18 protein-coding genes are annotated in these 23,398 nt (G+C 58.8%); 7 read left to right on the top strand and 11 right to left on the bottom strand.

What is annotated here, in order from left to right; all coding sequences use genetic code 11:
• The first annotated feature begins 731 nt into the window (after positions 1-731).
• Complete coding sequence (locus ACFSDX_RS12330; RefSeq protein ID WP_382313842.1) at positions 732-1,565, top strand: 2OG-Fe(II) oxygenase; 834 nt, start codon at positions 732-734, stop codon at positions 1,563-1,565.
• Positions 1,566-2,066: 501 nt separating this feature from the next.
• On the opposite strand, the gene ACFSDX_RS12325 is transcribed toward ACFSDX_RS12330, so the two are convergent.
• The gene (locus tag ACFSDX_RS12325) at positions 2,067-3,287 is read right to left on the bottom strand and encodes a glycosyltransferase family 4 protein (protein WP_382313840.1); all 1,221 of its coding nucleotides are present in this window, start codon (positions 3,285-3,287) and stop codon (positions 2,067-2,069) included.
• A gap of 72 nt (positions 3,288-3,359) precedes the next feature.
• The gene (gene gldB, locus ACFSDX_RS12320; RefSeq protein WP_465262256.1) at positions 3,360-4,352 is read right to left on the bottom strand and encodes a gliding motility lipoprotein GldB; all 993 of its coding nucleotides are present in this window, start codon (positions 4,350-4,352) and stop codon (positions 3,360-3,362) included.
• A gap of 112 nt (positions 4,353-4,464) precedes the next feature.
• Between gldB and ACFSDX_RS12315 the strand changes: the two genes are divergently transcribed.
• On the top strand, positions 4,465-5,154 hold the full coding sequence (locus tag ACFSDX_RS12315) for a porin family protein (protein WP_382313835.1): 690 nt from the start codon (positions 4,465-4,467) through the stop codon (positions 5,152-5,154).
• Between the two features lie 182 nt (positions 5,155-5,336).
• On the opposite strand, the gene ACFSDX_RS12310 is transcribed toward ACFSDX_RS12315, so the two are convergent.
• The 3 genes from ACFSDX_RS12310 to ACFSDX_RS12300 all read right to left on the bottom strand — a co-directional run bounded on the left by ACFSDX_RS12310 (position 5,337) and on the right by ACFSDX_RS12300 (position 8,791).
• Positions 5,337-6,950, bottom strand: a complete 1,614-nt coding sequence (locus tag ACFSDX_RS12310; protein ID WP_382313833.1) for an Rne/Rng family ribonuclease — start codon at positions 6,948-6,950, stop codon at positions 5,337-5,339.
• A gap of 438 nt (positions 6,951-7,388) precedes the next feature.
• Positions 7,389-8,324 (bottom strand): tetratricopeptide repeat protein, encoded by a 936-nt coding sequence (locus ACFSDX_RS12305; protein WP_382313832.1) that lies wholly within the window; start codon positions 8,322-8,324, stop codon positions 7,389-7,391.
• A 122-nt stretch (positions 8,325-8,446) separates the two neighbouring features.
• Entirely contained in the window at positions 8,447-8,791 is a 345-nt protein-coding gene (locus tag ACFSDX_RS12300) for an HU family DNA-binding protein (protein ID WP_144852678.1), read from the bottom strand.
• A 221-nt stretch (positions 8,792-9,012) separates the two neighbouring features.
• Between ACFSDX_RS12300 and mutY the strand changes: the two genes are divergently transcribed.
• From mutY to ACFSDX_RS12275, 5 genes are all read left to right on the top strand, one after another.
• On the top strand, positions 9,013-10,089 hold the full coding sequence (gene mutY / locus ACFSDX_RS12295; RefSeq protein WP_382313830.1) for an A/G-specific adenine glycosylase: 1,077 nt from the start codon (positions 9,013-9,015) through the stop codon (positions 10,087-10,089).
• A gap of 150 nt (positions 10,090-10,239) precedes the next feature.
• The gene (locus ACFSDX_RS12290; protein WP_382313828.1) at positions 10,240-10,677 is read left to right on the top strand and encodes a single-stranded DNA-binding protein; all 438 of its coding nucleotides are present in this window, start codon (positions 10,240-10,242) and stop codon (positions 10,675-10,677) included.
• A 196-nt stretch (positions 10,678-10,873) separates the two neighbouring features.
• Positions 10,874-11,476 (top strand): gliding motility lipoprotein GldD, encoded by a 603-nt coding sequence (gldD, locus tag ACFSDX_RS12285; RefSeq protein ID WP_382313826.1) that lies wholly within the window; start codon positions 10,874-10,876, stop codon positions 11,474-11,476.
• 146 nt (positions 11,477-11,622) lie between these two features.
• Entirely contained in the window at positions 11,623-13,719 is a 2,097-nt protein-coding gene (recG, locus tag ACFSDX_RS12280) for an ATP-dependent DNA helicase RecG (RefSeq protein WP_382313823.1), read from the top strand.
• Between the two features lie 624 nt (positions 13,720-14,343).
• Positions 14,344-15,810: a hypothetical protein gene (locus ACFSDX_RS12275; RefSeq protein ID WP_382313821.1), complete on the top strand. Its 1,467-nt coding sequence runs from the start codon at positions 14,344-14,346 to the stop codon at positions 15,808-15,810.
• 242 nt (positions 15,811-16,052) lie between these two features.
• Here ACFSDX_RS12275 and ACFSDX_RS12270 read toward each other — a convergent pair whose 3' ends face one another.
• The 6 genes from ACFSDX_RS12270 to ACFSDX_RS12245 all read right to left on the bottom strand — a co-directional run bounded on the left by ACFSDX_RS12270 (position 16,053) and on the right by ACFSDX_RS12245 (position 23,262).
• Positions 16,053-17,840 carry an acyl-CoA dehydrogenase family protein gene (locus tag ACFSDX_RS12270; RefSeq protein ID WP_382313819.1) on the bottom strand — a complete coding sequence of 596 codons (1,788 nt, stop codon included), beginning with the start codon at positions 17,838-17,840 and terminating at the stop codon, positions 16,053-16,055.
• A 281-nt stretch (positions 17,841-18,121) separates the two neighbouring features.
• Positions 18,122-18,502: a putative immunity protein gene (locus ACFSDX_RS12265; protein ID WP_382315462.1), complete on the bottom strand. Its 381-nt coding sequence runs from the start codon at positions 18,500-18,502 to the stop codon at positions 18,122-18,124.
• 95 nt (positions 18,503-18,597) lie between these two features.
• On the bottom strand, positions 18,598-18,900 hold the full coding sequence (locus ACFSDX_RS12260; protein ID WP_382313817.1) for a DUF3861 domain-containing protein: 303 nt from the start codon (positions 18,898-18,900) through the stop codon (positions 18,598-18,600).
• A gap of 45 nt (positions 18,901-18,945) precedes the next feature.
• The gene (locus tag ACFSDX_RS12255; RefSeq protein ID WP_382313815.1) at positions 18,946-20,130 is read right to left on the bottom strand and encodes an acetyl-CoA C-acyltransferase; all 1,185 of its coding nucleotides are present in this window, start codon (positions 20,128-20,130) and stop codon (positions 18,946-18,948) included.
• A gap of 108 nt (positions 20,131-20,238) precedes the next feature.
• Positions 20,239-22,644, bottom strand: coding sequence for a 3-hydroxyacyl-CoA dehydrogenase/enoyl-CoA hydratase family protein (locus tag ACFSDX_RS12250; protein WP_382313813.1), 2,406 nt, complete (start codon positions 22,642-22,644; stop codon positions 20,239-20,241).
• Positions 22,645-22,785: 141 nt separating this feature from the next.
• A complete protein-coding gene (locus ACFSDX_RS12245; RefSeq protein ID WP_382313811.1) occupies positions 22,786-23,262 on the bottom strand; it encodes a MarR family winged helix-turn-helix transcriptional regulator in 477 nt (158 codons plus the stop codon).
• Positions 23,263-23,398 lie beyond the last annotated feature (136 nt).

Genomic DNA, 23,398 nt, shown 5'->3' with positions numbered 1-23,398 from the left:
TCGGCGCTATGCTGCCGCTTTCCGCGCCGAGGCCCTGCGCCTAGCTGGCGAGAGCCGCTCGACGCCGGCCGCCGAGTATTTGGCGGCTATACGCACGGGCGCCTGCCCGCTAGCATCGACTGTCAGGTGACATATTGCTCTCACCAACAGCTATTAAGCCTAGCGCCTTAAGCTGTCCAGTTTAGCTGGAACACCGTAGCCTTTCCGCAATAAATACGGAAGTTATCGAATATATACGGAGATAAAATTGCGGGTATCCCGCTTCATAAACGCGTATTAATCCAGGTGCACACGAGCGGGTGGAGTCGTTCCTTTGAGAAAGTAATTCTTGCTGATAATCAAGTGCTTTGTTTCATCTGCAATGCAGCGTCGTGTTGTTTTTTGTTAGCGCTCCTACTTCCTCGCGTCGGCCTCAGATGCTCGCACCTTAACTAACGACTCCCGACAGCACCGCTGCGCGGCCTACCGCCCGCTCCTACTACCTGGGCGGGTGGTGGGGCACCGCCCCCGCTCGGCCTGGCGGCTGAGTAGTGGTTACCTGCCAGGGGGGCTTAGCCGCCAGGCGCTGGGGAGGGCGGGTACCAGGTAGGCCCCCTTTCAGCCGTGCCGACTGCTTCTGTTGCGTTTTTTCTCCCTTATCACCCACGCTTATGAGTACTGTTTTACAATCTGTGGTGCCTGCTACGACGTCGACTCTAAATGCCCCCCCGCCCTCCGGTCTTGCTGAGGCCATGCAGGTAGACTGCGTCACTATTCGCGGCACCAGCCTCTGCCTAGACGAACTGGTCGATTTATCCTTCTTTACGCCCGAGGCCCGGCAGCGACTGCGTGCACAATTGAGCGCCGCCGTGCCGTTTCCGCATCTAGTAGTCGAGGGCCTTTTCAATCCCGACCTGCTGAATCTGGTGCTGGAGGAGTTCGACACCCACCGCGCCGCGGGCTGGCAAGACGTGCAAAGCAGCTACGAGCGCACCCGGCGCTCGGTGCCGGGCGCCGCAATTGGCCCGGCATCGCAGCTGTATTTCGACTTGGTCAACTCCGGCTGGTTTACCACTTGGCTGTCCGACGTGAGCGGCGCCCCGCACCTCATTCCTGACCCGCTGCGCCACGGCGGCGGGCTGCACGAAAGCCGCACGGGCGGCAGCTTTGCGATACACCGCGACTTCGACCGCCACCCGAAGACCGGCCTGAAAAACGAAATGGTGTTCATCACCTACCTGAACCGTGGCTGGCAGCCGGAATGGGGTTCGGCCCTGGAGCTGTGGGATGCGAAGGAAGGCCGCTGCGTGACCACCGTGCAGCCCGAGTTCGGCCGCACGCTGCTGATGCCGCACGGTCCGGCGAGCTTCCACGGCCACCCCACGCCGCTCAAGGCAGCCGACGACCGGCCGCGCCGTTCGGTGGCCGCATATTTCTACACCGGCACACCTTTGCTGGAGCAAGACCTGGACCGCGCAATTTCGGTCTTTATTGCGCCGCGCCGCATTCACTCGGCCAAGGCGACGCTGCGGCGGTGGATGCCGCCCATTCTCTGGAGCCTGATGAAGAAGACCACTCAACACTGAGCCCTTCGCGCGCTGGCCGCGGTATTGTTGCTGGAATGAAAATAGGTGGCGGAGCCGTAGGGGGTGTCGATGACCCGGCCTATCTGTTTCAACGGTTGGTTGTTGAGGAATATCATGTCCAGGCAGCCGGCAATAGAGTTGCTGCTGTCTACCAGGCGCGGGTCATCGACCCGAGTCGGAAACTTCTGATTCCAGGGCACGGGCCAGTTCTGAGCGGTGCCCACCTAGGTTCAGCCCGGGACCACCTGCGCTCGCAGAGCTGCCGCGGCTACTGCCAGACCAATGCACAGGCCGGACATCTAGGGTCGGGCTCCAGGACCGAAGTATTCGAAGTCCGTGAGCGGCCCGTTTTTGCCGATTTGACTGAAGCTCAAGCCAGCGCCGCCGAGTATTCTGAATTCCTGTATGCACGGACGTCTGCCCGCTAGCATCGACTACCAGACGCCTTATCGCACTCACCAACAGCTCCTTCGATTTAGCGCCCTAAACTGTCCAGCCTAGCTAGAACGCTTCGGTTGCCCCGCCCGCGGCGGCGGTCAAAATACCCTGCATTTGGGCGGCTAGCCGCTGGCGGTCGAAGGCCCCGAGGGCCAACTGGCGGCCCCGCGCCCCCGCCGCGGCCCGCGCGGCGGGCTGGGCCAGCACCGCCCGGAGCTGCGCGGCCAGCGCGGCCGCGTTGCCGGCCGGGGCATACCAGCCGCAGCCGTGCTCCTCGACCAGCGTCTTGGTCCAGCCTTGGTTGGTGACCACCACCGGCGTGCCCACGGCCAGCGCATCGTAGAGCTTGGCCGGCGAGTTGGCGTCGAGCACCGGCAAGTTCAAAAAGGACACCACGGCCACATCGGCCAGCGCAAACCAGCTGAATACCGCGTGCCGCGGCTGCCCGCCCACCAGCCGAATGCGCCCCGGCCAGCGGGCCGCCGCCGCCGCCACCAGCGGCGCATAGTAACCGTGCCCCAGAAATAGCCAGGTCACGTCCGGGTCGGTGGCCACCAGGGCTTCGGCGGCGGCCACCACCGTGGGCATGTCGTTGGCCCGCCCAAAGGTGCCGGCGTAGAGTACTACTTTCTGGCCGCCTAGGTCCTGCGCCCGGCGCAGGGCTGTCACGGCGTCGGGCGTAGCGCGGGCCGCCAGGTCGAGGTCGGTGCCATTGAGCAGCGTCGTGATTTTATGCGCGGGCAGCCCTAGGTCGGCCACGTAGCGGCTCATGTCGGGCGAGAGCGGCACGATGTGCGCCGCGCTTTCATACAGCCGTTTTTCCAGCGCAAACAGCTGCCGCCGCGCCAGCGCCGTGGGCACGGCCCCCATCGCCACCGGAAACGATGGCCACAAATCCTGCACCTCAAACACCCACGGCACCCGCCAGTACCGCGCCACCCGCGCCGCCGCCCACGCCGCCGTCAGCGGCGTGCTGATGCCCCACACCACATCGGGCCGGGCAATGCGCTGGCCGGCCCGCACCGCCCACGCCGCATACTGCGCAAAGGCCAGCGCCCGGCGCGCCGGCCCCATTTTATTGTCGTAGGGCACGGCGGCTTCTTGCAGCTCCACGCCCGGCGGCACCCAGGCAAACTCCCGCGTCAACTGCTGGCTGCGCCAAGCGGGCGTGGTCAGCAGCGTCACGCGGTGGTGCTTCGCCAGCTCAGTCAGCAGCGTGTAGTGCCGGCTAGTGGCCGGGCAGTCGGGGCTGGTGTGGTACTGGCTGAAAACGGCGACGTGCAAAGGAGTTAGGAGTTAAGAGTTGAGAGTTGAGAGTCATGAGTTGTGCAGGGGCCAACTCGTAACTCTCAACTCTTAACTTTTTTTCGGTCGGTAGTGCGACTCGTTCAGGATGCGCTGCGCGTCGGTTTGGGCCATGAGCTGCGCCAGGGTCACGCCGGGGTGCTCGGCCATGTACTTGCGGATGATTTGCAGGCCTAGCCATTGGCCCACCCGGCCGGGGCAGGTGGCATCAATCTCGGGCACGTTGGGGCGCTCAGCCACGTATTTCTGAATTAGAAACGGCGTGGTGGCGTAAAGAATATTGTTTTCCAGAAAATGTCCCCACACCTTGGATTCATTGAATTTGAGGCCCGTCAGTTCCTTTTGGGTGTAGCCCATGAGCAGCGTGTCGGGTGCGCAAGGCAGCACTTGGCCCGCGAAGTACAGGCGCTTGCCCTGGCCTATCATTTCATCAAGCACCGATGGGGCCGTGAGCTTGCGCGGCACGTACTTGCCCGCCACGGCCGTGGCCAACGTAGGTAGCAGGTTGGCCGGGCGGTAGCGCCGCAGCATGTAGCCCGGCAGGTCGGGCCGGTAGCTGGCCTTGGGCCCGATGTACCAGTCGAGGCTGAGAACCAGCAGGCTATCGTTCACGAAGATGTCCTTGCCCAGCAGCCCACTCACATAGGTGGCCGCCACGGGTGGCGTCTTGAAAGTTGGGAAATAGTACTTCACTTTCCCGAACAGCGTGCCTAGGTCGCGTTGCAGGCCCGCCGAGTCGGGAAAGGCCGTTGCCGTCTCGCGCGCCAGCTTCTCCAGGTCGGGGTTAGTGGCGAGCTGGGCCAGGTTGCCCGCCAGCTCACTGGCCGAAGGCGCCTGCCCCACTTGTAAATAATAGCGCGCAAAGGCCGGGTTAGCTTGCAAAAATTGCAACCCTTGGGCCGGATTTTTAATCTGGAAAAAGGCGTGCTCCAAGTGCTTGAGCGGCAGCACCGCCGCAGGGGCAGTAGCGGCGGGGTCGGGCCGGCAGCCGGCTTCTTCGCTTTGCTGGCAGCCGGCTAATAGAGCACCGCCCGCCAGCAGCAGGGCTTTGGGATAGAGAGATATTTTCAAGGCTAGATTACTTTCGCGTAAAATTACACTTTTCCAACGTGGTGCTATACCGCCAACTACCTAATAGCCGTTCCAATTTCACTTTATGAAAAAAATATTCCTCACCATAGCTGCGCTGGCAGTAGCGCCTGCGGCCTTTGCCCAAGTCGAAATCGGCCTCAAGGTATCGCCATCCATTGCCTACCTGCGCCCCGATTCGCCAGCCAGCACGTCGTTCACCTCCGAAAAGGCGAAGCTTAGCTTCGGCGGCGGTATTTTTATGGACTACTTCTTCGGCGAAAATTATGCCTTTAACACCGGCTTATTTCTGACCGGTAAAGGCGGCACCATCGGCTACAACGACCGCTCAACCGCGGCGGGCGGGGCCACGGGCGTGCGCGTCGAGCAAAAAATAGCCATGCAGTACCTCGAACTGCCGCTCACGGTCAAGCTCTTCACCAATGAGGTAGCCCCCGATACTCGCCTCTATTTCCAGGTGGGCGGCTCGCTGGCCGTGCCGGTGCAGGTGCGCATCAACGGCGAGAAGTATTATACTGACCCTTACGACAATAACACTCAAACCAAGGCGGGCAAGCACGTCCTGGACATCGACGCCAACATCATTGGCGGGGCCGGGGTCGAGTACCAGCTGGGCCAGAGCACCAAGCTGCTCGCCGGCCTCAGCTACCACCACGGCCTAGTCGACTTCGACCGCTACTTCGAGCGTGACCGTAAATTCAGCGACGTCAACATCAAAAACAGCGTCTTCGCCCTCGACCTAGGCCTCAAATTCTAATCGCAGATTAAACGGATTTAACGGATTGCGCAGATACGCCCGCCTGCGGCGGGCTGGCTAGCTGAACAGAGAAGTGTAGGCAATGCGATAATAGAAAGAGCCGCCTAAAAAGGCGGCTCTTTCTATTTCCAATTCGGCCGGATAGTCAGCCCGCCGCAGGCGGGCGTATCTGCGCAATCCGTTTAATCAGTTAAATCTGCGATGATTTCGCGGTCTTGGGCGCGGGCCATGGCGCCGGCGGCCGAGTGTAGTTCTATCTGTTCGCCGTGCTCGTCCTCGATGCGGAAGTCGGTGAGACCTAGGGAGGTGTCTTTCATCACCTTCACCCATTTGTAGTACTTGAGATACCACTTCATTTGGCGGCTCACCAGGCCTTTGGTATAGAACGCGTGCAGGAACGGGTGCACGAAGAGCGTAATACCCGTCTGGTTCTGGTTGAGCAGTAGGTCGTCGATGCTGTTATCAATCTCGTCCGTTACCTGAATGGAAGCCGAAATCTTGCCGGTGCCGCCGCAAGTGGGGCATACTTCGCCGGTGATGATGGTTTCGGCCGGGCGCACCCGCTGGCGGGTGATTTGCATCAACCCAAACTTGGTGATGGGCAGGATGGTAAACTTCGCCTTATCCTGCTTCATGATGTTGTACACCGCGTCCTCCACCTTCTTGCGGCTCTCTGCGGCGCGCATGTCGATGAAGTCAACCACGATGATACCGCCCATGTCGCGCAGGCGCAGCTGGCGAGCTACTTCTTTGGCCGCCAGTAGGTTAATCATGAGGGCCGTGGCCTCCTGGTCGTTTTCCTGGTTGCTCTTCGAGCCCGAGTTTACGTCTACCACGTGCAGCGCCTCGGTGTGCTCTATCACGAGGTAGCCGCCGCCGGGCACACTCACGGTCTTGCCAAACAGCGTTTTGAGCTGCTTTTCAATCCCTAGGTGTTCAAATACCTTGGCTTTGTTGTTGTGCAGCTTCACCAGCCCCGCGCGGTCGGGGGCAATTTTCTGCACGTAGTCGCGCATTTCCTCAAAGCGTGCCGGCGTATCCACCACAATCGAGTCAAACGACTCGTTGAGCATGTCGCGCAGCATCGACGAAGTACGGCCGAGCTCACCTAGGACCTTATCGCGGGGCTGGCCCTTGCGCAGGTTAGTGTACAGCGTTTCCCAGTTCTCGACCATGCTCTGCATGTCGCGGTCGAGCTCAGCTACCTCGTGGCCTTCGGCCACGGTGCGGATGATAACGCCGAAGCCCTCCGGCTTGATGCTGGCAATGAGCCGCTTGAGCCGGTCGCGCTCCGCTTTGCTCACTATTTTCTTGGAGACGCTGATGGTGTTGCTAAAGGGCATCAGCACCAGGTAGCGGCCCGCCATCGAAATGTCGGTGCTCACCCGCGGGCCCTTAGTCGAAATCGGCTCCTTGATAATCTGCACCACGATAGCCTGTCCTTTTTTGAACACGCTATCGGCCTTACCTACTTTTTCGAGGACTGGCTCCAGGGTAAATTTCTCCAGGCCAGCGCTTTGCGCCTGGTGCTTCATCACGCCGCTCACCCACTTGTTGAGGGATGGGTACTGCTCGCCCAAGTCGCCGTAATGCAGAAAGGCGTCCTTTTCGGAGCCAATATCCACAAAAGCCGCGTTGAGGCCCGGCATCACCTTGCGCACGGTGCCCAGGAAGATGTCACCCACTGCATAGTTGGTGTCGTTGCGGTCGAAGTGGTACTCAATCAGCCGCTTATCCTGGAGCAAGGCAATCCGTTCACCCTCGGGGGTCGAATTGATTATTAATTCATTGCTCAACGTTTTAGGTTGTTAAAATAGCCCCTGGCCGGCCTTGCCGACATGGATTGCCCCGAAACCAGCAAAAGGGAAGCCAGGACCAAGAGTGTCCCAGCTTCCCCTCGCGAGCCACGGCCCGGCCTCGCAATGCAAGACCAGCCGGCACACCACGTTAGTCGTCCGCGTGGCGGAGGCTACGTGAGAGATAGACGGGCACTTAGCTTGTGGCCAGTTGCCCCGCCCCCTACACCGCACGAAGTCAGAAGATTACTTCTTCTTGTGACGGTTCTTGCGCAGGCGCTTCTTGCGCTTGTGGGTGGCGATTTTGTGACGTTTACGTTTCTTACCGCAGGGCATCTTGTGGTGAATTAAGAGTTGAAAATAAAGTAGTCAGAGAGGAGGCTAAGCTTAATTAGCCCGGAAAGTTACGAATAATAACTGACGGGCTGGTTAGCAAGCCTACTTAAGCTTGGCGAGTTCTTCTTCCACCGACGCGGCGAGGGCCGGGTCGGTGCTGAGGCTTTTCGCTTTTTGGAAGGCCGCCCGGGCCGCCGCCGCCCGGTTGGTGCGGGCCAGCGTCACGCCCAGATAAAACTGGCCTTCTACGTTGTTGGGGTTGACTTGCACGAGCTGCGCAAAACGCTCGGCGGCTTTATCGTACTGGTTGCTTTGAATGGCCAAAACGCCGAGGTTATACAGCACCTTTTCGTTTTTGGGGTCTTGCTCCAGCACTTCCCGCAGCAGCGAAATCCCTTTTACGGGGTTGTCGCTGCTCATGTATGCCATCCCTAGGTTGGTCTTGGCGTCTAGGTTATCGGGATTGGCAGTCAGCACGTTATCGTACAACTCCCGCGCCCGTTCGCCCAGCATTTTCTTCCGGGTTTCCGACGAGGCAAAGCTGTAAGCCTGAAAGTAAGCATCGGCTGCTTTCTGCCACGCTTTTTCGGCGGGCTTTGCCTGTGCCACTTCCGCAAAGTAGTAGCCCGCACTGTCGAAACGCTGCACGGCCTCATAATGACTGCCTAGGTCCAAGGATACCTGGCGGCGGGTGGCCGCGTCGGTACCAGCTTTGTACTTAGCCAGCAGCTCATTAAGCTCGCGCCGCTGCGTAGGCGAAGCCTGCGTGTGCGGCGCGGCGGCCGAGCCACCCGCTTCATCTGGGCCTACGGTAGCCGTTTCGGCGGGGCGCGGGCCCGAGGAAGCCTCGGTCTTGGAGCCGTTGGTAGCCATGCCGCCCCCGTCGCGGGTAGCGGTGCGGGCCGCGTCCTGAGTCAGCTCAGCCTTGCTTTCCTTAGGCTTCACGATGCCCTTGGGCAGGGCATAAAGCCCCCCGGCTAGCGCTAAAGCGCCAACCAGCAGCAAAGCTTGGTGCGTACCGGTGCGGGAAAGAGACATAGGGAAAGAAGAGTAGTAAGAAAGCGATGGGGTGAGGAGGTCGGAGATAATAGCTAAAACCCAACGGGCTGGCTATCATCACGCTAACCTCCTCACCCCATCACTTTTCACTTCAACTCAAACTAGGATTTAGCCTTTTTAGCTTTCGGAGCTTTGGCCTTGGGAGCAGCATCTTCGCCCACTACTTTTTTGCTGCCTTTGATTTTGGCAACGAAAGTTTTGCTAGGCTTAAAGCTAGGAATGTAGTGTTCGTCGATGATGAGCGACGTGTTTTTAGAGATGTTGCGGGCTACTTTGCGGGCGCGCTTCTTGTTTACGAACGAGCCGAAACCACGTACATAAATGTTATGGCCCTCAGTCATAGAGTCCTTCACTACTTTGAAGAAGGCTTCTACGGTCGTCAGCACATCGGCTTTCTCGATGCCGGTTTTCTGCGAAATTTCGGAAATTACCTCAGCTTTGGTCACGTTGGTAAGGGGGTACTGGAAGTGAAAAAAATGATTTTGTCGGACGCTTAATCCTCCGACTTCCGGCGTAAGGCCTTGCCCGGTAAGGGGTTGCCATTTGGAAATCGGACCACAAAGGTACTCCTTTTTTTTCGTTTGACCAATGGTTGGCCTCAAAATCGACTTTTGTCAAAATATTCTGTCTCATTCTCTTGCTTGTTCCTACCGCTCTGGCGCCTGCTTTGCCGACCCCCACTTTCTTCGCCGCTGCCCTGCTGGGCTGGTACCCGCGCCACCGCCGCGACCTGCCTTGGCGCCACACTCGCGACCCCTATGCTATCTGGCTCTCAGAGGTTATTTTGCAGCAAACCCGCGTTGCGCAAGGTATGCCATATTATCTTGATTTTCTGAGCTCTTACCCTACTGTGCAGGACCTGGCTGCCGCGCCCGAGCAGGAAGTGCTGCGCCATTGGCAGGGCCTGGGCTATTACTCCCGCGCCCGCAATATGCACCACACCGCCCAGCAGGTAGTGCGCGAGTTTGGCGGGCAGTTTCCGGCTACTTACGCCGGGCTGCGGCAGCTGAAAGGAGTGGGTCCGTACACGGCGGCGGCCATTGCATCTTTTGCGTTTGATGAGGCGGTGGCGGTGCTCGATGGCAACGTTTTTCGGGTTTTAGCGCGGGTTTTTGGGCTGCATTCCGACATTGCGGCCCCCAGTTCGCGCAAAGAATTCCAGGCCGTGGCCGACCAGCACCTGCCGCCCGCCCACGCTGCTGAGTTCAACCAGGCTATTATGGAGTTTGGCGCCTTGCAGTGCACGCCCGCTAAGCCCGACTGCTTATTCTGCCCGCTGCAAAGCCAGTGCTGGGCGTTTCAGCACGGGCAGGTAGCGCTGCTGCCCGTCAAAAGCAAGGCCAAGGCGGCGCGCACGCGCTATTTCCACTACTTCGTGCTGCGCCACGGCGAAGAACTCTACCTAAAAGAGCGGCTGAGCGGCGACATCTGGCAAGGCCTGTACGACTTTGCCCTGGCCGAAACCGACGCCGCCGATATGCCCGCTGCCGAGGTATTGCGCCACGTAGAGGCCCTAGGTGGCGTACTCGACACCCGCCGCGTAGCCGAGGACCGGCCCGCGCCAACGCTCAAACATGTGCTGAGCCACCAAAAGCTGGAAGCCCGTTTTCACGCGGTGGAGCTGGCTGCCGAGCTGCCAGCTGCTGCGTTGCAGGATACGGGCCTGCGGGCCTATTCGGCGGCTGAAATTGAAGAATTGCCCAAGCCGGTTTTGATTAGTAACTATCTGGCAAAGGTGAGTTAGAGCAGAATTTGGGCTTGCTATTTATTTTGGTAAAATTGCCAATATAATTTGCATAAGCCGATAGCGATGCGTAATTTTAAGGTGTCGGAAGCCCTAGGTAGCCGACAGCGTTTACCTCACTTTTTAAACTAGCGACGACTAGCAAACAACATGGCCGGAATAAACAAAGTAATCTTGGTGGGCAACCTCGGCAAAGACCCCGAAGTGCGCCACCTGGAAGGCGGCAACAGCGTAGCCCACTTCACGTTGGCTACCAATGAATATTACAAAGACAAGCAGGGCGCCCGCGTGGAGCGCACCGAGTGGCACAACATCTCGGCGTGGCGCGGCCTGGCCGAGCTGGCCGAGAAATTCCTTAAAAAGGGCTCTCAGGTATATGTAGAGGGCAAGCTGCGCACCCGCCAATACCAGGACAAGGACCAGCAGACGCGCTATGTTACCGAGATTATTGCGGAGGAAATTTCGCTCTTAGGTGGCCGGCCCGGTGGCGGTACTAATGGCACCGGCAGCGCCACTGGCTCTGCTAATGGCGCTGATGAAAACGTAAGCCTGCGCCAGGAGCCCGAGCTAGACCAACTGCCATTCTAGACCGCAGATTTAGCTGATTAAACGGATTGCGCAGATACGCCTGCCTGCGGCAGGCTGACTATTGGGGGCTGCTTGCTTTTTAGCGGGCAGCCTTTTTTGGCTTTTTTTGGATGGTTGTTGCGAAGGGCTAGGTTGGGTAAATACCTCTCTAGGGGCCATGCTGGGGAGGCTTATCTTTGAGGAATTTTTATTACTTATGCTCAAGAAGATGTTAGCGTTTGGTAAGGTAGGTATGGCGCTGGCGCTGGGTGCTGGGATGGCGGCCTGCTCGGCGGCCCCCGATTTTACACCTAAGCCCAAGGGCTACAACCGCATCGACCTGCCGGCGCACGCTTACCGCACGTTGGCGCCGGGCCGCCCCTACTCGTTCGAGTACTCGAAGTACGCCAAGGTGTTGCGCGACTCATCGTACCTAGCGCAGCCCGACTGGCTCAATGTGTACTACCCACAACTGCATGCTAACGTGCAGATTACGTACACTAACGTGGTGCGCGACCGCAAGCTCTACAATAAAATGATGGAGGACGCGCGTAAGCTCACCGGCAAGCACCAAATAAAGGCGACTTCGATTGAGGAAAAAATCCTACGCACGCCGAACGGCCTGCGCGCCTCCGTGTTTGAGCTAGAAGGCGAAGTGCCGAGCCAGTTTCAGTTCTATACCACCGACAGCACCAAGCACTTCTTCCGGGCTGCCCTATACTTTCGCACCGCTACCGACAACGACTCGCTAGCCCCGGTGATTGAGTACGTGAAGTATGACATGGTTAAGATGCTTAACTCTCTAAAATACAATAAGTAACCATCATGCAGAGTATTCTGCGCATTAAGCAGCAACGAAGCATTTCGCTCGCTTCGTTGCTGACGATTGTTTACTGCACCACGCGAGATGCTTTGTCTCTGCATTAATGCGCAGAATGCTCTGCATGATGGGCGTATTCGTTATTCATGAGTAATTTCTTCAACACCAAGCTTGAATACCTGCGCGGCGTGGGCTTGCAGCGGGCGCAGCTGCTGGGCAAGGAGCTGGGGCTGTTCACCTACGGCGACCTCATTCAGCGCTACCCGTTTCGCTACCTCGACCGCACGCAGTTTTATAACGTGGTGGATTTGCACGATGATATGTCGTTTGTGCAGGTGAAGGGCGTATTGCGCGGGCGCGAAGTGATAGGCGAGGGGCCGAAAAAGCGTATGGTGGCCAAGGTTGGCGACGCCAGCGGCGAGCTGGACCTAGTCTGGTTTAAGGGTGTGAACTACCTGGAAAAGGTCGTTAAGAACCACCAGGAGTACATTGTTTTTGGTAAGCCGACCATGTTCAACGGCCGGCCCCAGATGGCGCACCCCGAACTGGAAGAAGTAACTGAGCAGAAGGCCGGCCAGAGCTTTTTGCAGCCGGTCTATAACACCTCGGATAAGCTGCGTAACTACCACCGCGTTGATAGCAAAGCTATTATGCGGATGGTGAGCGACCTGCTCAAAATTGCGCTGCCCCAGATTACCGAAACGCTTTCGCCCGAGCTGATTCAGCAGTACGCGCTGATGGGTAAGGCCGAGGCGATGCAGCAAATTCACTTCCCGCAGAACGCCGACACGTTACAACGGGCGCGGTTCCGGCTCAAGTTTGAGGAGCTGTTTTACATCCAGCTCAAACTGCTGCGCCAGAAAGACCAGCGCAAGGTTACGCTCTCGGGGCAGATTTTCAACGAAGTGCCCACGCTAGTGCATTTCTACAAAGAAATCATGCCCTTCGACCTCACAGGGGCGCAAAAGCGGGTTATCCACGAGATTTACAAGGACTTCCTGGCCGGTAAGCAAATGAACCGGCTACTGCAGGGCGACGTGGGCTCGGGCAAGACCATCGTGGCTTTCATTTCGATGCTGATGGCGGCCGACAATGGCGCCCAAAGCTGCTTGATGGCGCCCACCGAAATTCTGGCCGACCAGCACTATCAGGGCCTCAAAGTGTACGCCGACCAGCTCGGCATCAACCTAGGCAAGCTCACGGGCAGCACGCCCACCCGCGTACGCCGCGTGCTGCACGAGCAGCTGCGCGAGGGCACCATGCAGATGCTAGTGGGCACCCACGCGCTGCTCGAAGACGTGGTGCAATTTCGTAACCTAGGGCTGACCATCATGGACGAGCAGCACCGCTTTGGGGTGGCGCAGCGCTCGAAGCTGTGGCAAAAAAACCCCTACGTGATTCCGCACGTGCTCGTGATGACGGCCACGCCCATCCCGCGCACGCTGGCCATGACGCTCTACGGCGACCTCGACGTGAGCGTGATTGACGAGCTGCCCGCCGGCCGCAAGCCCATCGTGACGGTGCACCGCTACGACTCGAACCGGCTAAAAGTGTTCCAGTTCATCCGCGACCAGGTAGCCCTAGGTCGGCAGGTATACATCGTGTACCCGCTCATTGAAGAGAGCGAAACACTCGACTACAAAGACCTCACCGACGGCTACGAAAGCGTGAGCCGCGCCTTTCCGGAGATGCAAATCAGCATCGTGCACGGGCGCATGAAGGCCGAGGAAAAGGACTTTGAGATGGCGCGCTTCGTGAAAAAGGAAACGCAAATAATGGTGGCTACCACCGTTATCGAGGTGGGCGTGAACGTGCCCAACGCCTCGGTAATGGTGATAGAAAGCGCCGAGCGCTTTGGCCTCTCGCAGCTACACCAGCTCCGCGGCCGGGTGGGCCGCGGCGCCGACCAAAGCTATTGCATCCTGATGACGGGCTATAAGCTGAGCAAAGACAGCCGCACTCGCCTCGAAACGATGGTGCGGACCAACAACGGCTTCGAGATAGCCGACATCGACCTGAAGCTGCGCGGCCCCGGCGACCTCATGGGCACCCAGCAGAGCGGTGTGCTCGACCTGCTCATTGCCGACCTAGCCAAGGATGGCCGCATCCTGACCGAAAGCCGGGCCGCCGCCCAGGCTATCCTGAGCGACGACCCCGACCTGGCCCGCCCCGAGCACGGCAACATTCGCCGCCACATCGAGAGCTTGCCCGCTACGGCCGTGAACTGGAGCCGGATAAGCTAAATTTTTGGCCGCTAAGTGCAACAAAAAAGCGACTCTTTAAGAAGCCGCTTGCCGAATTACAAAAAATAACCCTGTGGTGATTGCATCTGTGTTGATTGGGGCTGCCCTGGGAAGGGCTTAGAGATGAATAGCGAAGTGGACGTATATCGAGCCAGCGCTAGGGGCAAGGCCTGTGTAGTGGGTGCCGGACTAGTCGTCGCCAAGGAGGCGGTGACTGCTGGCTGCAAGTAGCGCCCAATGATGATGAGCGCGAAGAGCGAGCTAATTTTAGCGAAGGATTTCATGGGTAAAGTGTCGCTTCATAGCGAACTGAAGCAGCTTTTGTAAAGTGATTTTTCTTAAATTATCGAGCGTTAGAGAGTGGGTGGGAGAGAAGAAGGGTAGGTAGCTTACTAGGCTGCTTGCGCAACGCGGCGGTTAAACGGCCGGCGGGCGATATTGTTGCTGCCGAGGCCGTAGAACACTACAAAAGTAACTGATACAAAGCGAAAAATATTTCTTGAGCGGCCGCCTTGCTCTTAGGTAGGCAGATGCCAACCGCCGCGCGTGACGCGGACAACGCATGCAGGAGGTATTTTTGGCCGTTGAGCCTACCACAAGGCCATAACTTTTAATATTTATATAATGCGTCGTTCCGTAGTTGCCTTCGCGCTGATGGTGGGTGGGTTGATTAGTAGTAATTTTTCGGCTCAAGCGCAAAAGGTAAAATCCGCGCCCTTTAGCTACTTGCCCGAGCAGGGTGAGGACCGCTACAACCAGCGAGTGCCCCGCAAAACCCTGGCCCTGGCCGATGGCAGCGGCTTTATTATTCTGGCCCACCAAAGCGGCAGCGCCTACGCCGTCGAGCGCTACAGCCCCGACCTGAAAAAACAGTGGAGCACGACCTTACCCATTGCGCCCGGCGAAACCGTGGAGGCTTTCGGCCGCAGCGCCGAGCAAGCCTGGGTAGTGTTGCACCACGCCGATGAAAATGGCCAAAACCTGACCGTGCAGCCCGTGGGCCTGGCTGGGGGCCAAAAGGGTACGCCCGTGGTGCTGGTGACGGCCGCCGCCAGCGAGCGCCGGCCCAGCGTGCGCCTCTCGCCCGATGGCACCCGTCTGCTGGCCTACCGCTACGCCACCCGCGATGAGCAGGTGCGCAGCCTGGTGGGCACGCTCTACGACCAGAAACTGACGAAAATCATGGACCGCACCTATGATTTTCGCGACCAGGGTGACTTCTTCTCGCCTAACATCATCCTCGCCAATGATGGCACGCAGTACGTGACGCTGCTCGGCGATGCGATGCGCAAGCTGACCGTGCGGCGCTACCCTGCCACGCCCGACCGCATTGGGGTGCCGACGGCCATTCCGGTCCTAGGTGTGCCGGTGGGCGGCGTTTTTGATGGTAAGCCCATTACCATTCGTGATGCTAAATTCAGCCTGCTGCCCGATGGGCAGCTGTACGCCGCCGCGCTGTGTGCCAACTACGACACGGGCGAATTAACCAGCCTAAAGGTGGTGCGCTTCGACTTCGAGAATAAAAGCCTCAAACTGGCGCCCGAGCTACCTTTTGCCCCCGCTTACCTCGCCGAAGTTGGCAAAGCCACGGGTACCGAGCCGAAGAGATTGGAAGATATTTACCTGGCCGATATGCTGCTATCGGAAAACAAGAACCTGGTCATCGTTGCCGAGCGGCACTTTGAGGAAGGCGGCCCCGACCAGCCGGTGCACGCCCGCGAGCTGCACGTTTTTGGCTACAGCGCCTTCGTTACGCCCATCTGGCACCTAGTAGTGCCCAAAGAACAAGCGGCGCCAGCCATCGACAGCTACACAGGCATCGGCTTCCGGGCCGCCGTATTCGGCGAAGATGTGCAGCTGCTCACCCTAGAGAATATCGGCGGTAAATCGGACCTATACCTGCGCCATCTGCAAGCGCGCACCGGCGTCCTAGGTGCCCAGCAGCGCCTCAAACTCAACGTGGCCAACGACCAGCAGCTGGCCTACGTCAAAGACTTCACTACCTGGCTCGGCCCCAAGGAAATCATCGGCGTCAGCCGCCCCAGTAAGAAATCGGCCGCCCTCCAGCTAAACGAAGTGAAACTCAAATAAATCGCAGATTTAGCGGATTTAACGGATTGCGCAGATACGCCCGCCTGCGGCGGGCTGACTACTCGTTGGTAGGTATTTGCATGCAAAAAAGGGCTGCCCAACTGGGCGGCCCTTTTTACTTTAGGTTGATACTGATATTACTGTTATACAGCGTAATGCAGCTACGTAAATCTCAATTAGAGTAGTCAGCCCGCCGCAGGCGGGCGTATCTGCGCAATCCGTTAAATCTGCTAAATCTGCGATTAATAAACGTACTCGTTGGCCTCAATCAGGCCAGCGGCCACACGGCGGCGGGCGTCTTTTACGTTGAAGAGGTCGGGCTTGGTGAAGCGCTTGAGGCCCATGCTCATCAGGCGCTGCTCGTCGCCTTCGGTCATGCTGGCGATGGCCTCGCGGCCCGCTTTCTCGACTAGGTCGATGGCGTCGGAGAGGTACACGCGGGCCATGTCGAGCTGACGGCTCAAGGCCTCTTCGCCTTTGGCGGCGATTTCCTTTTCTACGCGCAGCAGCGTGCTTTCGGCGGTGTAGGTTTTGATGGCCATGTCGGCGATGTTCATCAGCACTTCCTGCTCTTTGGCGAGCGAGTTCATGTACTTCTGCACGGCCACGCCGGCCACCATCAGGATGGCCTTTTTCATGTTGGCGATAGCTTTTTTCTCGGCGGCGAAGGCTGAGTCGTCGCTCTCGCCCATGCTCGGAATGCTTAGTAGTTCCTGCTGCACGGCCTGGGCCGGGCCCATGAGGTCGATTTCGCCCTTCATGCCTTTCTTCAAAATCATGTCCACGGCCAGCATCCGGTTGATTTCGTTGGTGCCCTCGAAGATGCGGTTGATGCGCGAGTCGCGGTAGTTGCGGTCCATGGGGTAGTCGGCCGAGAAGCCGTAGCCACCATAAATCTGCACGCCCTCGTCGGTCACGTAGTCAAGTACTTCCGAGCCCTCCACTTTCAGCATGGCGCACTCCACGGCAAACTCGCGAGCTGCGCCCAGCAGCGCCTCGTTGGTGCCGAGGCCGCTGGCTAGCAGCTCCTGCTCCTTGCGGTAGATGTCGTCGCCGGCCCGGTAAATAGCTGACTCTACGGCGTACATCCGAATGGCTTGCTGCGCCAGCTTGTAGCGAATGGCGCCGAATTTCGAGATGGGCAGCTTGAACTGCACGCGCTCGTTGGCATACTTCACGCTCTGCGTGGCGGTGGCTTTGGCGCCACCTAGGCAAGCGGCGGCCAGCTTAATGCGGCCGATATTCAGTACGTTAAACGCGATGAGGTGGCCTTTGCCAATCTCACCCAGCACGTTTTCTTTGGGCACCAGCGCATCAGTCAGGAACACCTGGCGGGTGCTGCTGCCCTTGATGCCCATCTTGTGCTCCTCGTTGCCAAGGCTCAGGCCGGGCGTGTCTTTGTCCACGATAAAGCCCGTGAATTGCTCCCCATCAATCTTGGCAAACACGATAAATACGTTGGCAAAACCGGCGTTGGTAATCCACATCTTCTGGCCGTTCATTACGTAGTGGGTACCCTCAGCATTAAGCACGGCCTTGGTTTTGGCACCTAGGGCGTCGGAGCCCGAGCCGGGCTCGGTGAGGCAGTAGGCGCCCATCAGGGTACCGTCGGTGAGGCCGGGGATGTATTTCTGCTTCTGCGCATCGGTGCCGAAGTACAGAATCGGCAGCAGGGCAATGCCCGTGTGCGCCGCAAACGCCACCGGAAACGAGTTGCCGCCGCCCACGCCTTCCGTCACGCGCAGCGCGGTCGGGAAGTCCATGTCGAGCCCGCCAAACTGCTCCGGCACGCTCACCCCAAACAAGCCGAGCTGGCCAGCTTTTTCCATCAGGCCGCGCATGAGGCCCTCCTCGTGGTTGTCGAGGCGCTCGACCAACGGCGCCACCTCCGTCTGCACGAAGTCGAGGCAGGTCTGGTACATCATGTTCTGCTCCTCCGAGAAGTCGGCGGGCGTGAATACGTCGTGCGCCTCCGTGGCTTTGATGATGAATTCACCGCCTTTGACGGTGGGCTTGTTCGATACTTCCATGACGGTAGTTTGAGGTTGAGTGGGAGTTGAAACTGTTAGGCTAGCCGAGTACTTGGGCAACAAAGCGCCGCCCGAATTAGTGTTGCAAGATAAGTAAAAAATGTTAGGCGTGCCGACTACTTAAAGGAAAGAAAACCTCTTTCTACAGAGGTGTTCAGTGCGTAGACCGTTTTCTTGGTAACGGCTTCCATTTCGGTTTCCTTAGGTAGACTCGCCAAAATGTTCGCTCTAAATATTGTTGGGGCTTCGAGAATCCTGTATTCATCAGTATCACTCGCCTTCTACAATGGTGTAGGTGCTGCCGTAGCTGCCAGCGTAATGGCTTTAGTGGCGTAGGCCGCCGCGTGAGGGGCATGCGTGTACATGTGTGCTACGGCCGCTGCTTGTCCAGCGGCGCGGGCAGCGGCCACGGCGGCTGGTTGGTTGGCAGCGCGTGCCGCAGCGTGGGCGGCAAAGGCAGCTTGCCGACACGCCACCATGCTTGCCTGACCATCTACCCATGCGCGCAAGGTGGCTATTGCACAGCGAGGGCGAGCATCTTGTGGGTAAGCCCGTTCAAAAAAGGGCAGTACCTGCTCGGCGCGAGCGGCGGCGTCCAGCGCCAGCGCGTGGTGAATGGGCAAGGCCGGATTGGCAAACGGTTTTTTAGCAGAGCTACTCATTCGCAAGGCAATTGACAAACGGTGGTGAGCTAAGGGGATAGCTGCCCCAGGCAAAAAGAAGCCCCATGTTTCCACGGAGCTTCTTGCTGAAAAATCTATTCCTGGGTCGGCGCTTTCAGCCGTTGCATAAACGCCTTGAAAGCCGGAGCGAACTCCTCAAACAGCGGGTGCTGGCGGTTCTTTAGCATCACCTCGCTGAAGAGCTTTAGGCCGATGGCGAACTCGGTCGATTGCCCCGGCTCGGCAAATAGCTGGCGACTTTGCAGCCGCTCCACGATACTGAAAATGTCGTCGTGGTTTTCAAAATCTAGCTCCAGCGGCGCGTGCTGGGGGCTGTCGGGCGCGATGCCGGCCACTTGCTCCAGGCGCAGGTGGTATTTATAGGCGCGTTTGCTCATGAGTTGCTACAAAAGTGTACCCTGCCAGACGCTTGAGCGCTGGCTTTATTTTAGCAATTCATAAATACCGGCCACGCCCTGGCCGCCGCCCACGCAGGCCGTGACCATGCCGTATTTCTGGCCGCGCTCGCGCAGCTCGTCGAAGAGCTGAATCGAGAGCTTGGCGCCCGAGCAGCCCAGCGGGTGACCCAGGGCAATGGCGCCGCCGTTCACGTTGAGCTTGTCCATATCGATGCCCAGCTCGCGGGCCACGGCCAGCGACTGGCAGGCGAAGGCTTCGTTGAGCTCAATCAGGTCGAGGTCTTCGAGCTTGAGACCGACTTGGCGCAGGGCTTTCGGCACGGCCTTTATCGGCCCCATGCCCATGATGCGCGGGTCGATGCCCTCGGTGGCGTAGGTGACCATGCGGGCGATAGGCTCCAGGTTCAGCTCCTTCACCATTTTCTCGCTCATTACCAGCACAAAAGCCGCCCCGTCGGAGGTCTGCGACGAGTTGCCGGCCGTGACCGAGCCGTTGGCGGCGAACACGGGGCGCAGACGGGCCAGCGCTTCGAGCGACGTGTCGGCGCGGGGGCCTTCGTCGGTGTCCACCACGTAGGAGCGGGTTTTCTTCTTGCCGGTGGCCTGGTCGAGGTAGGTTTCCTCCACCGTGATGGGCACGATGCTCTGCTTAAACTTGCCGGCCGCGATGGCTTTGATGGCCTTCTGGTGCGAGTTGTAGCTGAACTCGTCCTGGTCCTGGCGGCTGATTTTGTAGTCGTTGGCCACGGCCTCGGCGGTGAGGCCCATGCCGATGTAGTAGTCCGGGTGCTGGGTGGCGAGCTTGTAGTTGGGCGCGGTTTTCCAGCCCACGGTGGGCACCATACTCATGCTCTCGGTGCCGCCCGCGATGATGCACTCGGCCATGCCGGCCGTGATTTTGCCCACCGCCATCGCGATGGTTTCCACGCCCGAGCCGCAGTAGCGGTTCACGATGAGACCAGGCACGTTGATGGGCAGCGCGAGCAGCGAAATGAGGCGGCCCATTTGCAGGCCCTGCTCGGCCTCGGGCACGGCGTTGCCCACGATTACGTCATCGACGCGGCTCGGGTCGAGGGCCGGCACCGAGGCCACGAGGTGCTTGATAACCTCGGCGGCGAGGTCGTCGGGGCGAGTGAAACGGAAGACGCCCCTAGGGGCTTTGCCGACGGCGGTGCGGTAGCCGGCAACGATATATGCGGTAGTAGCCATGATACTAGGGTGGGATTGTTTCCGCACAGAGCTAAAGGAGGTAAAAAGAGTCTTGCAGAGTTTTCTCGGTGAAACTTCTCTTATCTCCTTTAACTCTGTGCTAAATAATTAATTACGCAGCGGCTTGCCAGTAGTCAAAATCGACTGAATCCGCTCCAGCGTCTTGCGCTCGCCGGCCAGCGAGAGAAACGCCTCGCGCTCCAAATCCAGCAGGTACTGCTCGCTCACTTCCGTTGGCGACGACAAGTCCCCGCCGCACATCACGTAGGCCAGCTTATTAGCGATTTTCTCGTCGTGCTCCGAGATGTAGTTGCCCATTTTCATGGCGTACACGCCGCTCATAAACATGCCCAGCGCGCCCTTGCCGTGGACTTTGATATTGGTTTTCTGCGAAGGCTGCGAGTAGCCGGCGTCGGCCAGCTCGATAGCGGTGGCCTTGGCCTGCGCAATCACGCGGTTCGGGTTTACCACGATTTCGTCGCCCCGGCGTAGGTAGCCCAGGTCGAACGCCTCGGCCGCCGAGGTCGAAACCTTGGCCGTGCTGATGGTCATGTACGTGTTGCGCAGCAGGTTAAACTCCGGCTCGCCCTCTTCGTACTTGGCGGCCGTGCGCAAGGTCATTTCCTTGGTGCCGCCGCCGCCGGGTATCAGGCCCACGCCGAATTCAACGAGGCCGATGTACGACTCGGCCGATGCCACCACGCGGTCGCAATGCAGGTTCAGCTCGCAGCCGCCCCCTAGGGTGAGGCCGTGCGGCGTGCCCACCACTGGAATGCTGCTGTAGCGCATCCGCATCATGGCCTGCTGGAACTGCTGAATCATCATATTCAGCTCGTCAAACTCCTGCTCCACGGCCTGCATGTACACGAGGCCCAGGTTGGCTCCGGCCGAGAAATTCGGCGCGTCGTTGCCTACCACGAGGCCGCGGTAGCCGGCTTCGGCCAGCTCCACGCCCTTCAAAAGGCCCTGGATAACGTCGGTACCCAGCGAGTTCATTTTGGAGTGGAACTCCACGTTCAGAATACCGTCGCCGAGGTCGATAACCGACGCGCCTGCGTTCTTCCACAGCACCTTGCCGCTGGCCCGCAGGTTGTCGAGAATGATGAAATTCTCCACGCCCGAAACCGGCTGGTACTGCTGGCTTTCCTTGTCGTAGAATTTCCGCACGCCGTTCTCGACCTTATAGAAAGTCAGGTTGCCAGCGGCCAGCATCTCCGTTACCCACGGCGCCACGGTGCGCCCGGCGGCCGTAGCCAGGTCGATGCCCGCCTGCACGCCCAGCGCGTCCCAGGTTTCAAACGGACCTAGTTCCCAGCCAAAACCAGCGCGCAACGCGTCGTCAATCTTATAGAGCTGGTCCGCAATTTCGGGGATGCGGTTGCTCACGTAGGCAAACAGGCTGCCGAAGCTGAGGCGGTAAAACTCGCCGGCCTTGTCCTTGCCGCTCACCAGCACTTTAAAGCGGTCAGCCAGCTTGTCGATGGTTTTGGTCAGCTCCAGCGTAGCGAATTTCACCTTCTGCGAAGGCTTGTATTCCAGCGTGTTCAGGTCCAGCGCGTGGATTTCCGACTTGCCATCCGCGCCCTTCACCTTCTTGTAGAAGCCCTGGCCGGTCTTATCGCCCAGCCACTTGTTCTCGCCCATCTGCTTCACGAAGTCGGGCAGCACGAACACGTCCTTAGCCTCATCATTTGGTAGGCCCTGGGCTAGCCCATTGGCCACGTTGATGGTCGTGTCCAAACCAACCACGTCCGAAGTCCGCAGCGTGGCCGACTTGGCGTGGCCGATAACCGGCCCCGTCAGCTTGTCGGTTTCCTCCACCGTCAGCCCGAGCTTCTGCATGGTCTGCATGGCGTCAAGCAGCGCAAACACGCCCACGCGGTTGGCGATGAAGCCGGGCGTGTCCTTGGCCAAAACTACCGTTTTGCCCAGGTACAAATCGCCGTAGTGCAGCAAGAAATCAACCACCTCCGGCTTGGTGTCCGGTGTCGGAATAATCTCCAGCAGCTTCAGGTAGCGCGGCGGATTAAAGAAGTGCGTGCCCGCGAAGTTCTCCTTGAAATCCTCGGAGCGGCCCTCGGCCAGCAGGTGAATCGGAATGCCGCTAGTATTGCTCGTAATCAGCGTACCCTTTTTGCGGAACTGCTCCACGCGCTCGTAGAGGCTCTTTTTGATGTCGAGCCGCTCCACCACGACCTCAATCACCCAATCACAAGAAGCGATTTCCTTGAGGTTGTCGTCAAAGTTGCCGGTCTTGATGCGGCTCACCTCGCTCTTGCGGTACAGCGGCGACGGATTAGCTGCCACGGCCGCCTGCAAGGCGCTGTTAACGATGCGGTTGCGCACGGTGGGCGCGTCCAGCTTGAGGCCTTTTTTCTCCTCGTCGGCCGTCAGTTCCTTCGGCGCGATGTCGAGCAGCAGCACCTGCACCCCGACGTTGGCAAAGTGGCAGGCAATGCGCGAGCCCATGACGCCGGAGCCCAGCACGGCAACTTTCTTGATTGTGCGTTTCATATAGAAGTAGCGCGGATTTTGCGTCCGCGTTGGGTGGGAAACTGTATCTACTGGCTGTCATTGAGAGCGTAGCGCAGCAATCGCATCACAACGAGCCGTTCGGGTGCGATTGCTTCGCTGCGCTCGCAATGACAATCGTTTTTAAGGCTGTACCTCCTTGCGTAGCGGCTTCAACTCGAAGTCGTCAAACAGCGTTTTGCCCTCAATCATACTCGTAATCTGGCTCGCTACTTTAAAGAAAGTATCTAGCTGGCTCTGCGAAATTTTGCCGCGGATTTTCTGATTGAAGTGCCGCACCGTTTGGCGCGAAACCTCCTTTTTCTCCAGCCCTAGGTCGGTTAGGAAGATGCGAACCGAACGCTTGTCCTGGGTGTCAGCTTGTTTGTAAATCAGGCCCTTCTCCTCCATACTGCGCAAAATGCGTGTGAGTGAGCGCGTTTCCAGGCCCAGCAGCGGCGCTATTTTGGTGGCCGGCGTGCCTATCTCCTGGTCGATATTGAGCAGCACAAAGCCAATACTGGTCGTGATGTCGTAGCGGGCAGCCTGCGTATTGTACATGCGCGAAATGGCGTGCCAGGCTACTTTAATGTTGTAATCGACGGTTTCTTCGGGTTTCATGCGGGCGGGGATAGGGCGGTAAACTTACGAAGGAATTTGTTAGGCTTGCATACTACTTATGCAAAGAAAAACGTCCATCATGCCCATCTGGCGTCTGCTTGTCGAAGCATCTCTACCGCACCGTTGAACGGCATTG

Source organism: Hymenobacter bucti (genome assembly GCF_042681145.1).
Taxonomy (GTDB): Bacteria; Bacteroidota; Bacteroidia; order Cytophagales; family Hymenobacteraceae; genus Hymenobacter; species Hymenobacter bucti.
The sequence above is the reverse complement of the archived record's forward strand: the minus strand, read 5'-3'. Positions and strand labels throughout refer to the sequence as shown.

What these genes read in the sequence shown, in the direction of transcription:
- ACFSDX_RS12330 (WP_382313842.1), top strand. Translation starts at nt 732, where the DNA reads ATGCAGGTAGACTGCGTCACTATTCGCGGCACCAGCCTCTGCCTAGAC.
- ACFSDX_RS12315 (WP_382313835.1), top strand. Translation starts at nt 4,465, where the DNA reads ATGAAAAAAATATTCCTCACCATAGCTGCGCTGGCAGTAGCGCCTGCG.
- ACFSDX_RS12305 (WP_382313832.1), bottom strand. Translation starts at nt 8,324, where the DNA reads ATGTCTCTTTCCCGCACCGGTACGCACCAAGCTTTGCTGCTGGTTGGC.
- ACFSDX_RS12290 (WP_382313828.1), top strand. Translation starts at nt 10,240, where the DNA reads ATGGCCGGAATAAACAAAGTAATCTTGGTGGGCAACCTCGGCAAAGAC.
- gldD (WP_382313826.1), top strand. Translation starts at nt 10,874, where the DNA reads ATGCTCAAGAAGATGTTAGCGTTTGGTAAGGTAGGTATGGCGCTGGCG.
- recG (WP_382313823.1), top strand. Translation starts at nt 11,623, where the DNA reads ATGAGTAATTTCTTCAACACCAAGCTTGAATACCTGCGCGGCGTGGGC.
- ACFSDX_RS12275 (WP_382313821.1), top strand. Translation starts at nt 14,344, where the DNA reads ATGCGTCGTTCCGTAGTTGCCTTCGCGCTGATGGTGGGTGGGTTGATT.
- ACFSDX_RS12270 (WP_382313819.1), bottom strand. Translation starts at nt 17,840, where the DNA reads ATGGAAGTATCGAACAAGCCCACCGTCAAAGGCGGTGAATTCATCATC.
- ACFSDX_RS12265 (WP_382315462.1), bottom strand. Translation starts at nt 18,502, where the DNA reads ATGAGTAGCTCTGCTAAAAAACCGTTTGCCAATCCGGCCTTGCCCATT.
- ACFSDX_RS12260 (WP_382313817.1), bottom strand. Translation starts at nt 18,900, where the DNA reads ATGAGCAAACGCGCCTATAAATACCACCTGCGCCTGGAGCAAGTGGCC.
- ACFSDX_RS12255 (WP_382313815.1), bottom strand. Translation starts at nt 20,130, where the DNA reads ATGGCTACTACCGCATATATCGTTGCCGGCTACCGCACCGCCGTCGGC.
- ACFSDX_RS12250 (WP_382313813.1), bottom strand. Translation starts at nt 22,644, where the DNA reads ATGAAACGCACAATCAAGAAAGTTGCCGTGCTGGGCTCCGGCGTCATG.
- ACFSDX_RS12245 (WP_382313811.1), bottom strand. Translation starts at nt 23,262, where the DNA reads ATGAAACCCGAAGAAACCGTCGATTACAACATTAAAGTAGCCTGGCAC.